Below are 13,195 nucleotides of genomic sequence, written 5' to 3'. Positions count from 1 at the left end.
CAGTATAAAAATAGGAGTATTTTATTTATTTATTCCGTTAAAGAAAACGATTTTAATCAATCTGAGATCTTTTTTACAAATGCTTGATATTCCTTCCATCTGTTTAATATTTCAACGTGGTGCTTTTGATTAGATGGATCATTTAATATCTTTGACTGTGTTTCCATTAAATTATCTTGCAAGGCATTAAGATCCTCATTATTGCTTTTTTTAAAGGTATCAATTGTATTTTCTTTATTTGTAGGTTGATTTAAAAATGCAAGAAGCTGCTGTTGATAAATTTTCAAATCATCGATTAGATTTTTATTAATATCTAAGTTGAGGTTAGGCGTGCTCCATTCTTTCCCTATGTATATATCATGTAACGCAGATAGATGGTTGGCGGCAAAGGCTTTTGCCTCTTCTTTTGTATTGGCATAACCAATAAAGACATAATACTGATTCTCTCTTTGCCAAATCATACCTCCATAACCATTTCCCTTTAATGTATTTAAACTAGCTTTAGCCTTTTCCTGTGTTGTAAATACACCTGCTTGTACAACAAAAGCATTAAAGGAAGTAACTTCAAAAGGTACTGTTTCAATTGAAGCAGTTTCTTCTTTATTATTATCATCCGTTACAGTAGGAACCTCTTGTGCTATTGTCCTAGCTTCATTTTGTCCTTGTTCCATTTGCGAAATAAATTGAAGCATAATAAGGCCCATGGAAACTCCAATAAAAATAGCAGAGAACGCTACCATAAGTATCTTTTTATATCCTGCAGCTTTATCTAAAAAAGCTCCAAACGGCTTTTTAGACGGTTTTCTGTCATATTTTTTTAATAGTGATTGCTCCCAATCCTTTTCGTTATAGTTAATCTTTTCTTCATTTTCTTTCTCACTTATCTGAGTCACTGATTCCTTACTTTTCTTACCTTCGTTTTCCTTATCCTCTATGGAATCAAAGAAATGAGGAGTTTGATGGACAGTTTGTAATTTACCATTTACTCTTACAGCTAATTTTTTATTTTTCATTATTATCCCTCATTTACAGGCTTTTTTTCACCATATCACAACTCTATTAAAATATTAGACGAGTCCTGTCATAAGGGGAAAAAACATTTCTGCAAATTTAGGCATAATTTTTTCTTTTCAACAAAAAAAGATAGGAAGTTAATCCTATCTTTTTTTATTATTCCATTTGAGGTGCTTCAGCCTCTAATAAGGTTAAATTGGGGTTATAAAAGGCATCTAATTGTATCGATAATTGCCATTCATTTTCCTCTGTCACTGTTTCCTCTATCCGCTTTATATGCATAATTCTCTCTTCTTTTGTCAATTCTTCTAAAAAAGTCGACAAATTGTTTCTATTACTACTACTAACTTGAAGTTCTATCGGTAATGATTCTATTGGCTCTAACAATTCTAACTCAAATGCTGTTTCAGGTGATTCTTCTGCACGTAATTGTTGGATGACAACATTTGAATTCTTCTCTATCATTTGAAATGAGTCTATTATTTGCTTCATATTTTTATCAATCGAAACTTTTTTTTGTAAAGTAGTCGACTGACCAGATTCGTTTGTTTCTGTTTCTGTGTCAGATAACCCTGCATTCTCAATAATTCGCTCTTGAATTTCAACTTGCTCCGTCACTAGGTTCACTTCATCTTTTACAGGTGAGATAAAACGTGAAAATAGAAAGAAGTAAGCAGCAATCAATAATAACACGATAATAATTAGGGCAATGACCGATTTTTTGCTCCAAATAAACGTCATGTTATTCGACCTCCTTTATATAAGCGAGGTCATCAATTTTAATCTCTACTATTACATCATACATATTGGGAGATTGATCTGTTAGATTAAATATTTCACTAACAAGTACGTCCTCTACATAGCTTGTATTTGTAAGCTCTTGTGTAAAAAGTGCTATATCTTCAAAAGAGTTTAATAGAACATTCAACGTGACACCAGTCTCAGCTTCATATAAATATGAAATAACCTGATTTTCACTCGGCAGGAGAGTTAATAAATCGTTTTTTAATTTTACACTAGGGAATGTTAAAGTTTGTAATTCTTTTACTTGATCTGATAACTGTAATCTTTCTTGTTGTAGCTGATTATCATTAACAATTTCCGTTTGAACAGAATAATTGTTATTTAATTGAAGTTGATTGCTTTCTAATACTTCTTCCGCATTTTGATACTGCCAGTATAAAATCGCACTCATAGATGCAGTTAACAACAAAAATAGGAAGAGTAAGAAATAAGGAACCATATTAACTTTTTTTATCTCTATAAAATTAATTTCAATCATATGTCTTATCCCTTCCTATCCCCTTGTCATTTTTTTAACGATAAACCTACAACATCTGCGTATTTAGCTGGTATTTTTTTCATTTCTTCAAGTTGATCCATCATTTCAACGGGTATATTAAAACGTGCATTCAGATTATCATCCATAGACTTAAGTTGCTCTGAATCTGTTAAAAATAAAATTTTTGTGATCTGTTCATCACCATTTCTAACAGAGTAGCGGTAGAAATCTAAGAAACGTTCTATTGCAGTAAAATGTTCTTCCATGTCTTGATTGAGATCTTCTTCATCACCTGTCCAATTAAGAGTATTGGTTTGGGCAGTCCAGGTCCACTCTGATTCGTTAAGTCTAGATTTAATATATCTTGTAAATATAGGTTTGTCTTGATAAAAGGCTGTTAAAACTAGCCCATCTATTCGCCATTGCACCATTAATAAGTGCTCTTGATCCTGTTGCATCTGTAACTCTTTATACACTCGAAAAATACTGATAGCAGAGAAGTCTGCAACATATGGTTTTAACCCAACTTTTTCAAATGAATCGATAAAAGGCTGCAATCGATCTTTAGGATAAGCAAATAAGAGAATCTTTGTCTGTTCTTCGTCTTCTATTATAATGTCAAAATCTATTACTGGATTAGTGAAAGGTAACCGAATATTATCTTCTAGTTCTATCATAATATAACTTTTAATCTCGGGTTTTGATAATCCTTTTGGTACGATTTGTTCTCTAACCGTGATCGAAGAGTCATGGACAATAAATGCTAATTTTTTTCTTTTCCACTTTTTCTCTCTCACTAATTTTGTTAAAACGGACTGAAGAGCAGCAGGTTTTAATATTTTTCCGTCTTCTATTATATCTGCATCAATAATTTTTTCACCAAAGCTCGTAATTTTAGGATTAGAGGAATTGGTAGAAACAGCGTAGCGGATAACACGATCATAGATGATGATATTTACTTGCTTTTTATATTGATTAAACATGTTTATCCCCTACCTTATAAAAAATAACTGATATAAAGCTCTACGATTTCTTCTCCAAAAAAATAAATGGTAAGTGCAGCTAAAGCTATAAATGGGCCAAAAGGAATCATTTTTTTTCGGTCCCATTTCCTTGTAAGTAATAAAGCTATACTAATCACAGTTCCATATAAGCTTGCTAGAAAAAAAGTTAATAGAACATCCTGCCATCCGAGTATGATACCTAATAAAGCAATCAGTTTCATATCACCTGCACCCATACCTCCGCGACTAATAATGATGATTAGCGCAAGCAATACATAACCAAGTACAGCCCCTAAAATCATGTCGTACCATGGTTCTAAAGGACTTATTATTCTTACGAAAATGAAAAGAGGTAAGAAAAATAGTAAAATCGCATTTGGTATTAACATATAGTTCAAATCACTTACAATTACAATCATTAATAATGATACAACAAGAAATGCGGTAATCAGTTCATAGGTTAATCCCACTCGCATAAAACTAAATAAGAATAATATCCCAGTAGAAAGCTCAATAATTGGGTATATGGGGGAAATATGTTGTTGGCAGTGTTTACATTTTCCACGTTGAAAAATATAAGAAAACACTGGTATAAGTTCTAAATAACTTAATTGGTGCTTACAATTCGGACAAATAGAACGTGATGATTTAAAAAGGGTTTTCGTTGGAACTCTAAGCCCGACAACATTCAGAAATGAACCAAGTACAAGACCTAGTATAAAAAAATAAAAAAGAAGAAAGGTTTCCATCTATTAATCTCCTATAATATGTAGAAAGACCCCTTAAAAAGGGATCTTAAATGATTTTATTAAGGGCTACTTTCAGAAAAACTAAATGTACCACTACTGTGTGTCACAGTTCCAGATGGAGCATCATCTGCATTGTCTAAATAACCATTATCTTTCAATTCTTGTACAGTTATTTTGTCATCATCCGTAAAATCTGATTCTTGAGCAGCCCAAGCAATTCTAGCAGCTTCTTCTATCATTTCTACTTCTGCATCATCCGCATTATTTTGCGTATTTTCAATAAGGTTACCGATACTAGGAACAGCAATTGCAGCAATGATACCTAGGATAACAATTACAGCCAACAATTCTACTAAGGTAAAACCACGCGTGTTACGTAAACTTTCCAAAACTCTTTTCATCATACTCATCCGCTCCTTTTTAGAATAAAGACTCACAACACAAATTAATTCATGAAGCCAGCCAGTCGGTTGCACTAATTGCTCCAGATTACCAAAGTGCCCAGATCTAGGTAATCGATCCTCGCGCCCTGTTAAAATGTAATGCGTTCTTAAAGTAAATGTTACAACATTCGACATGTAAAGTCCACTACTTTTTAACTATAATTGGAATTTATTTCATGATTAGATTGCTTCAAAAATGGAAAACATTGGTATAATAATAGCTAGAACAATTGCACCCACAATTACAGTAAGTAATACAATCATCAGAGGCTCTAGTAATACCTTTAATTTATCGGAAGCATTATCCAATTCTTTTTCATAGAAATCTGATACCTTTAATAACATCTCATCTAGAGAACCAGATCGCTCACCAACAATAATCATTTGTGTCATAATTCTAGGAAATAGCCAGTGGTTTTCCATTGGTTTCACAAGCGATTGTCCTTCTTCTAATCCTTTTTGACTTTCTTTCAGTACTCCTTTAATGACTTTGTTGTCCATCACTCTTTCAGTTACAGCTACCGCCTGTAAAATAGGTATTGAACTTGCTAATAAAATACTTAAAGTCTGCGTTAAGCGTGTTAGCAGTGCTTTTTGCAGAAATCTACCGAAAATAGGTATTTTAAGCTTCCACAAATCAAACCGATACGCGTATTTTTCTTGACGTTGTAAAGATTTATAAATAAAAATAACACTAGCTAAAAAGAGTAAAATTACCCACCAATAAGTTTGTATACCTCCACTTAATTGTAATATAAATGCAGTATAAGCAGGTAATTCTTCACCATATGACTCAAATAATTCGGAAAATATAGGAACGATAAAGGTTAATAGAAAAATAGTGACTAGTAAAGAAATAGTTGCAACGACTCCAGGATACGTTAAAGAAGAAATAATTTTCTGTCGTAGCTCATATTGTTTCTCAAAATACGTCGCCATATTATCTAGTATTTCATCAATGTTACCACTAATCTCTCCAGCATGAATCATGTTGACAAGTAACCGAGGAAAGATGGTAGGATGCTTCCCCATTGAGTTCGACAAGCTTTCTCCACTCTGGATATCATCACTTATCGTCTCTAAAACCTCTTTAAACACTTTATTTTCCATCTGTTCTTTCATAATGGTTGTAGCTTCAATGATAGGAATACCTGCATAGATTAATGTAGATAACTGCCTTAGAAAAATAATAAAATCCTTACTTTTCACCTTTTTCCCAAAGCTAATTTCTTTATATAACACACTATTTAACTGACGAATATCAAATACATGAATTCCCTGCTGCTTTAGGCGAATAAGGGCCTCTTTTTTTGTTTCTGCAGTAATCCTACCCTTTTGGCCTTTACCCGATAGCGTTCGACCTTTATAGCTAAAGTATGCCATGAGCTTCTTAAATCCCTTCCTTCAAATATGGTAGGGCATGATCTCTTTGGATAGAGCCCTCTGCTAGCAGGCGTTTAACATCCATCATCATCGTTTGCATACCCTGTGATTTAGAGGTTTGCATTGCATTAGGAATTTGATGCATTTTCTCATTCCGGATTAAGTTCTTAATTGCAGGGGTATTTCGCAATATTTCCAAAGCAGCGGTTCTTCCGTGCCGATCTGTAGTTTGAAATAGTCGTTGAGAAATAATGGCTTCTAGTACATTTGCTAGTTGAATACGAATTTGACCTTTTTGTTCAGCTGGAAATACATCAATAATACGATCCATAGTTGAAGCTGCATCAGTTGTGTGTAATGTTCCTAGAACTAAGTGACCTGTTTCTGCTGCGGTTATCGCAGTCGCAATCGTTTCAATATCGCGCATTTCTCCAACTAAAATAACATCAGGGTCTTGACGCAAGCATGCTCTTAATCCATTTTGAAAATTATTCGTATCAAAGCCAACCTCTCGCTGGTCTATGATACATTCTTTATGCGAATGTAAATATTCAATAGGATCTTCTAGTGTAATGATGTGTTTCTTTTTAGTCGTATTCATGTAATCTATCATTGCTGCAAGTGTAGTGCTTTTCCCGCTCCCTGTAGGCCCTGTTACTAATACTAATCCATGTGCACTATCCGCTATCGCTTTTAATGTGTCAGGAAGCTTTAACTCCTCTAGTGTAGGAATCTTAGTAGGAACAACACGTATCGCTAAAGAAATACAATTCCGTTGGAAATAAATATTTACACGGAATCTTGATATACCTGTTATACCATAGGAGAAATCAAGCTCTCTTTTTTCAAAAAACTGTTCCCATAATTCATCGTTTAACATACTTTTCGCCATTTCTTCTGTATCATGTGGTAGCAATTTTTCATTTCCTTGTGCTTGTAATTCTCCGTAAATCCTAAAAATTGGAGCAGAACCAACTGTCAAGTGAATATCAGAGGCTTCTAGGTTGTAGGCTGTTTTAAGTAACTCATCTAATCGGGACATAATCATTTCCTTTCTATTCATCCAGTGCTACGCGTAATACTTCTTCGACACTTGTATAGCCTTTCGTAACTTTCATTAACCCATCATCAATTAAAAAGTGCATGCCTTTCTCTTTTACGTACTCTCTAATTTTAGAAGCTGCATTATTTTTAATGATTAGTTCGCGAATATCATCATCAATCACAAGTAGCTCATGAATCGCCATTCTACCTTTATAGCCTGTATGCTTACAGCTATTACAGCCTTTTCCTTCTGTAATAGTAGTTACGTCAATACCTCTTCTTTGAAATATATTTTTCTCAAATTCCGTTGCTTCTCTTTCGGTTTTACAATCTCTACAAATTCTTTTTACTAACCGTTGGCCAACCACTGCAGTTAAGGAAGAAACAACCAAGTATGGTTCAATATCCATATCAATCAGCCGTGGGATCGCAGCAACTGCACTATTTGTATGTAAGGTACTAAAAACCAAGTGCCCAGTTAAGGAAGCTCTAATCGCAATTTCAGCGGTTTCTGTATCCCGAACTTCCCCTACCATGACAATATTTGGATCTTGACGCAAAATCGAACGGAGACCCGCAGCAAAAGTTAACCCTATACCGCTATTCACCTGAACCTGATTGATCCCTTCTAGTTGATACTCTACAGGATCTTCTATCGTGATAATATTAACGCCTTCTTGATTTAGTTGATTAATAGAAGCATATAGTGTTGATGTCTTACCTGATCCAGTTGGACCGGTCATTAAGATAAGACCAGATGGTTTATCTATAAGCTTTTGGTATTTTTCATAATGATACGCGCTAAAATCAAGATCCGTTAGCTTCATTAAAGCATTTTGCAGATTCAAAATACGAATTACAATCTTTTCACCAAAAACAGTTGGCAGGGTAGATATTCTTAAATCTACAGGGATTTGATCAATCAATGTTCGAATACGTCCATCTTGCGGGAGTCTTGATTCAGTTATATTTAAGCTTGCTAATATTTTAAGTCTAGCAGTTAAAGCACTTTGAATAGATTTTGTCAGCGTACGTTCTGTTCGTAATACTCCATCTATCCGGTAGCGTACTAACAAACTTTTCTCATTTGGATCAATATGTAAATCACTTGCTTTTAAGTGGACACCCGTTTGTAATAATTGGTCCATGATACGGATTGCAGGTGCGTCATCGCCCTCATATAAAAACTCTTCATCTTTAGCGTCGTTTAAATCATAATAACGGTTAATGGCTTGCAGAATATCTTCTTTCGTTGCAATAACTGGTGTAATTTGAAAACCTGTGGAAATTTCCAAATCATCAATAGCGTAATAGTCCATCGGATCATTCATCGCTACGGTTAACGTGTTACTTTCTTGCTTAATCGGGATAGCTAGGTTTCTCCTAGCAAATTCTTTAGAAACAAAACTTAGCAATTTCGTATCCATTGGATAGTTATAAAGGGATACACTTGGAATTTTAAGTTGAAACTCCAGCACTTCAATCAATTGGTTTTCTGTAATTACACCTAACTCCAATAGTGCGTCACCAAGTTTTTGGTCACGCTTTTTCTTTTCAAGTGCTAATAGTATTTGATCCTCAGTTATTAAGCCTGATTCTTTTAAGAGATCCCCTAATTTTTTACGTCGATTTTGAGCCATTAAATACCCTCCACAAAAATTGGTTTATGCATGCCTTAAATAGGATTAAAAGGGAAATTCTTCTCCAGAAGAAGGCATTTCAAAGTTGATATGTGAGTTCCCTGTTACAGAAACTTGCCTTGCTATAATGATTCCTTTAAATGTTGAACTTCCGTTAATATTTACGACACCATTTGGGGCAAATAACACGCCTGAAACATGTACATTACCTTCTAAATTTATATTACCCTGAGAGACGATCGACACATTGTGAAACTGATTACTTCCCTGATCTCTAAAAGTTAGTGTCGGACCGAAATATTTCATATCATGATCCAGGGTTTGATCATTGGAATAACCTCGTGCACTATACCAACTCTCATCTTTTAAATTTGGAATATCAAAAGTCGGAAAAGATATTTCATCTAATTTCTCAGGTGGTTTTGTCATAACAGATGAGTCAAGGTTTGATTGATATTTAAGTTCACCTGTATGCTTTAAATAACCATATATTCTTGGTCCTCCACCACCAAACGTTATTCCGCCATCCACATATATATTGCTCGAAGGTCCACTTGAGTTACCGAGAGAGAAGTTACGCATCATCATATCGCCTTTTATATATATTTCTTTTGCTTCAATATATTTTTTTGACGCGGAGGCAGGTTGGAAATTTTCTTTTATTATGACAGTTGCTTCACTGCCCTTTATCGTTGAACTTCCTGTAATTTTAATAATGTTACTATATACATAAATATTATTATTGCGTACATATTCACCAAAAGTTTCTTCACTAGAGGGCTTTTCTATTGTTAAAGCTAGTGGTAAAGCCTTTTCTTTTTTTGCTTCTATCGTGGTTTCTAAATTAAAACTTTGATTTTCATTATTTTGCAGCTTTAAATCTAATTTTAAGTCCAAGGATGTATCGATGTTCTCACATCCCCCACCTGCAATATTCTGACCATTCAATACTAGCTGTTGTACAGTGCTATTTATATTTAGGAGCTGACTCTCACAAAACTGGTAATTTTCTCCATTATGATTTTCTCTTATTTGTGTAACTATAAGATTGGCTTCTTGTCTTACATCAGTAAAAGCTGTAGATTTTGTATTGAAATTAAAAGTAGAAGTAACAACGCCAAAAGTAACCCCAATTAACAGCATTAAAATAGTGAGTGTCGCTAATAATTCAATTAAAGTAAAACCATCTTCATTACGAGAGAATTTTCTCATAGCATTTAACACTCCCTATTTTTAATGTTTTAGCACCGTCAATTTTTATTCCACTATCTCTAAATCAACCGTTTGATCCTCAGAAATAACATTTTCATCATGGTATTGCCCTGTAGCAGAAGGAGTAATGTCATAGCTTAGTATAATAGTAGAATCTTCTATATCAATTTCTTTTATTTCCATTTTAAATCTAAATTTCGCTGGGTCTAAAATTATTTCGTGTTGTGGATTTAATCCGTATGTTGCTAGTTCCGCTTCAAGTTCAACTTCGTATCTACTAATAATAGCTGCATTATTTTCCAACACACTAGAGGATTGATTTTCCATCCACTCTTCCAAATTTTCTAATGCTGTGTTAGAGGCAGCTTCAATAGCATGCTCTACAAAGGTAATACCCATTACTTCCATTTTTTCAAGTTGGATGAGCTCTTCTGTTTTTTTATATTGCGTAGTTGCATTTAAAATATTGACCAGAATGGGAGGAATAAGCAGCATGATAATTGTAATCGATAACAAAACAATCAATAGGGCATATCCATTTTGATTTTTCATCATGGGGCTTCCTCCTGAATCATATAACCGAAAACTTCAGCGTCCGCATTAGAATCATTTAGATCCGTATAAACTTTTACATGAACTCTTTTTAAACCTAAAAGCTTTTCCTCTTCAGTAAGGTCCGATTCGTCTACTATGTTCGCTTCGGGATAGTACATTTTGCCATTAACTTCCCTCGCAGCTAAAGAAAAAGAGCCATTTGGTGGAATGCTAGTGTTTTTTACCTCCACTAAAAATTGTTCTGCAACATTAGAAGCAGTTAATTCATCATCTACTTTAGAAGAAAGTGTAACCGATTGTGAAAAGAAGCTTAGGAAAGAAACGATGACTATAGCTAACAAAGTAACTGCTGCCAGTAACTCAATTAAGGTAAAACCTTGCTGATTACTATGCTTTTTATCATACTTTATCATTCGCTATCACCATTCTTTCCTACTTATTTAACGAAAACAGGTCCATTTACGTATTGCGTGTGTACTATAAGTATAAATTTGTTTCATCCTTATGTAAATTGAATATTAGACAAAAGCCATGAAAAGATAAAGGTTTTACGACAATTATTGACAATAAACTTTCCTTCATTAAAGGGTTTTAAGAAATCTTATAAACTTAAACTAAACGAGTTTTCTTCTTACAAGCGCTACGAATTCTAGCGAACCCACGATAAAGGTAAGAGGTGCTTCTCCATCACTTACCATATCATCAATTAATTTCTCCCAATTTTTATTAAAACTTTTCCTTTCTAATTTCGACATTTCATACAGTCTTTCTGCATTACAAGCTCTTGGATGGTCAAAAGTAGTAAATGCTATCTCTTGAAAAACACTCTCTATTTTTTCTAACATTTGTGAAATTGGTTTATCTTTATAAACCGCAAATATGACTTGTTTTTTACGATTAGGGTAAAACTTTTTTACCGTTTCTAAAAATGCTATTACACCCTCGGTATTGTGAGCAGCATCTATTATAATTTCAGGATCCTCATGGATTTTTTCAAATCTACCAAGTAACTGCGCGGATTGAATTCCTTTTATAATGTCAGTTGAAGCTATATTTAAATTCAGTTTTAATACAGCCATAACGGCTAAAGAAGCATTCTCCAATTGATGTTGTCCATTCATTTTTGTTTGAAGATTTAGAACATGATGATCAGAACGAAAAGTAAATCTACCAGTCTCTAGTTTAGCTTCCATGCTGAAATCTTTTCCAAACTCAGTTACTGGAGCATTCTTCTTTTCTGCCTCGCTTCTAATCACATCGATTGCTTCTTTGGGCACTTTTCCGATTACAACTGGGATATTTTCTTTAATTATCCCTGCCTTATGGCTAGCTATTTTCTCGAGAGTATCTCCAAGAAAAGAAGTATGATCAAAACCTATCGTAGTAATAACGGATAAAATAGGAGTAATGCAATTCGTTGCATCTTCTCTTCCACCCATCCCAGCTTCTAGTATTGTTATATCTGCATGATCTGCCAAATAACCAATCGCAATGGCAACAATTATTTCGAATGAACTTGGACTATCTCCAACTTTGTCTAACTGTTCAATAGATTCACTTAACTGATTAAAATATTTCAGAAAATCTTTATCGAAAAGTGGAGTGCCATTTATTTTAATCATATCGTTTCGAGTAGACATACTTGGTGATGTAAAGGTACCTACCTTATAATGAGAAGTGGATAAGACAGATTCGATATAGGTAAGCGTTGATCCTTTCCCATTCGTACCGGCAATATGAATTGCTTTTAACCGGTTTTCAGGATGCTTTTGTGCTTCTAATAGGAAATACATCCTATCTAAGCCAGGCTTTATACCAAGATTTGCTCGACTATCTAAAAAATGATCAATTTCATGGACATACTGGAACAAATTTCTACACCTTCTTTCAAAATATATACAGTAAAAGTCATAATTAGTATATCATGCAATTAAGTTAATAGATAAGAAAGGAAGATTTCTTTATGTTGGGATGGGTTATTTATAATGGCCATTTAAACAGTAAAAAATTTATCGAATTTGGCCAGTGGATAAAATTTGCTGCGCAAACTCACAAGATCGATATAGAACTAGTTAAAAACAATGATTGCTATAGTGTGATGGATCTAGATGGTCCTGTAGTGCTACATTCATATTTCTCTGAGTTACCAGACTTTGTCGTATTTTTAGATAAAGACATTGCACTAGCTAAACAGTTTCAATCAATTGGAGTTCGTGTTTTTAATAGTCCCGAAGCAATTGATGTATGTGATAACAAAATAACGATGTATCAGCGTCTAAGTGAACAAAATATTGCTATTCCCAAAACAATTATCGCTCCTAAAACTTTTTTCAAACCTCAGAATATCGAGTGGAAATCGTTCATTAGAATAGGGTCTATTTTAAACTATCCTTTAATTATTAAAGAGGCTTATGGTTCCTATGGTGATCAAGTATATCTAATTCAAGACGAAAAGGAGCTTAAGAAGAAAATAGAAGAATTAGTTCATATTCCACTTCTATTTCAAGAATATATTTCAGAAAATATCGGAAAAGATCGTCGAATCTATGTAGTAGGAGATAAAGTTATCGGCGCTATAGAAAGAATTTCTGAAAAAGATTTCAGAGCTAACGTCGAACTAGGAAGCACTGTTACGGCGCACGTACCTAGTGAAAAAGAAATAGAACTGTCTATTCGTGCGACAAAAGCAGTAGGTGCAAGCTTTGCAGGAATTGATTTATTAACAAATGAGAAAGGTGAACCTATCGTTTGTGAAGTAAATACGAATGCACACATTAAAAACATTTATGATTGTACTGGTGAAAATGTTGCAGAACATCTAATCAGTTTTATCGTTAACGATATAGAAAAAAACCCCAAAAATTAATTT

General features: G+C 33.9%; 14 protein-coding genes and 1 riboswitch. Of the genes, 1 reads left to right on the top strand and 13 read right to left on the bottom strand.

Annotated elements, in window-relative coordinates; genetic code table 11:
* Positions 1 to 56: 56 nt before the first annotated feature.
* The 13 genes from DFR57_RS11715 to DFR57_RS11655 all read right to left on the bottom strand — a co-directional run bounded on the left by DFR57_RS11715 (position 57) and on the right by DFR57_RS11655 (position 12,197).
* Positions 57 to 1,013: an SPOR domain-containing protein gene (locus DFR57_RS11715; RefSeq protein WP_114353390.1), complete on the bottom strand. Its 957-nt coding sequence runs from the start codon at positions 1,011 to 1,013 to the stop codon at positions 57 to 59.
* Positions 1,014 to 1,170: 157 nt separating this feature from the next.
* Positions 1,171 to 1,755, bottom strand: a complete 585-nt coding sequence (locus DFR57_RS11710; protein WP_114353388.1) for a hypothetical protein — start codon at positions 1,753 to 1,755, stop codon at positions 1,171 to 1,173.
* Position 1,756: 1 nt separating this feature from the next.
* Complete coding sequence (locus DFR57_RS11705; RefSeq protein WP_114353386.1) at positions 1,757 to 2,296, bottom strand: hypothetical protein; 540 nt, start codon at positions 2,294 to 2,296, stop codon at positions 1,757 to 1,759.
* Between the two features lie 26 nt (positions 2,297 to 2,322).
* On the bottom strand, positions 2,323 to 3,279 hold the full coding sequence (gene pilM, locus DFR57_RS11700; RefSeq protein WP_114353384.1) for a type IV pilus biogenesis protein PilM: 957 nt from the start codon (positions 3,277 to 3,279) through the stop codon (positions 2,323 to 2,325).
* Between the two features lie 14 nt (positions 3,280 to 3,293).
* Positions 3,294 to 4,049: a prepilin peptidase gene (locus DFR57_RS11695; protein ID WP_114353382.1), complete on the bottom strand. Its 756-nt coding sequence runs from the start codon at positions 4,047 to 4,049 to the stop codon at positions 3,294 to 3,296.
* A 59-nt stretch (positions 4,050 to 4,108) separates the two neighbouring features.
* A complete protein-coding gene (locus DFR57_RS11690) occupies positions 4,109 to 4,453 on the bottom strand; it encodes a competence type IV pilus major pilin ComGC (RefSeq protein ID WP_114353381.1) in 345 nt (114 codons plus the stop codon).
* 51 nt (positions 4,454 to 4,504) lie between these two features.
* Positions 4,505 to 4,588: riboswitch (cyclic di-GMP riboswitch) on the bottom strand.
* Between the two features lie 84 nt (positions 4,589 to 4,672).
* Positions 4,673 to 5,875 carry a type II secretion system F family protein gene (locus DFR57_RS11685; protein WP_114353379.1) on the bottom strand — a complete coding sequence of 401 codons (1,203 nt, stop codon included), beginning with the start codon at positions 5,873 to 5,875 and terminating at the stop codon, positions 4,673 to 4,675.
* A 7-nt stretch (positions 5,876 to 5,882) separates the two neighbouring features.
* Entirely contained in the window at positions 5,883 to 6,920 is a 1,038-nt protein-coding gene (locus DFR57_RS11680; protein WP_114353450.1) for a type IV pilus twitching motility protein PilT, read from the bottom strand.
* Positions 6,921 to 6,930: 10 nt separating this feature from the next.
* A complete protein-coding gene (locus DFR57_RS11675; RefSeq protein WP_114353377.1) occupies positions 6,931 to 8,559 on the bottom strand; it encodes a GspE/PulE family protein in 1,629 nt (542 codons plus the stop codon).
* Between the two features lie 45 nt (positions 8,560 to 8,604).
* A complete protein-coding gene (locus DFR57_RS11670; RefSeq protein WP_114353375.1) occupies positions 8,605 to 9,771 on the bottom strand; it encodes a PulJ/GspJ family protein in 1,167 nt (388 codons plus the stop codon).
* 45 nt (positions 9,772 to 9,816) lie between these two features.
* Entirely contained in the window at positions 9,817 to 10,326 is a 510-nt protein-coding gene (locus tag DFR57_RS11665; protein WP_114353373.1) for a hypothetical protein, read from the bottom strand.
* On the bottom strand, positions 10,323 to 10,739 hold the full coding sequence (locus DFR57_RS11660) for a prepilin-type N-terminal cleavage/methylation domain-containing protein (RefSeq protein WP_114353371.1): 417 nt from the start codon (positions 10,737 to 10,739) through the stop codon (positions 10,323 to 10,325). Before DFR57_RS11660 ends, DFR57_RS11665 begins: the two co-directional genes overlap by 4 nt.
* Before the next feature lie 201 nt (positions 10,740 to 10,940).
* Complete coding sequence (locus DFR57_RS11655; protein WP_114353369.1) at positions 10,941 to 12,197, bottom strand: bifunctional folylpolyglutamate synthase/dihydrofolate synthase; 1,257 nt, start codon at positions 12,195 to 12,197, stop codon at positions 10,941 to 10,943.
* A gap of 92 nt (positions 12,198 to 12,289) precedes the next feature.
* Between DFR57_RS11655 and DFR57_RS11650 the strand changes: the two genes are divergently transcribed.
* Complete coding sequence (locus DFR57_RS11650; RefSeq protein ID WP_114353367.1) at positions 12,290 to 13,192, top strand: ATP-grasp domain-containing protein; 903 nt, start codon at positions 12,290 to 12,292, stop codon at positions 13,190 to 13,192.
* Positions 13,193 to 13,195: the final 3 nt, after the last annotated feature.

Origin of the sequence: Saliterribacillus persicus, from assembly GCF_003337485.1 — a bacterium.
GTDB lineage: Bacteria > Bacillota > Bacilli > Bacillales > Amphibacillaceae > Saliterribacillus > Saliterribacillus persicus.
Note: the sequence above shows the minus strand (reverse complement) of the source record. Positions and strands in the feature narration are given on the sequence as shown.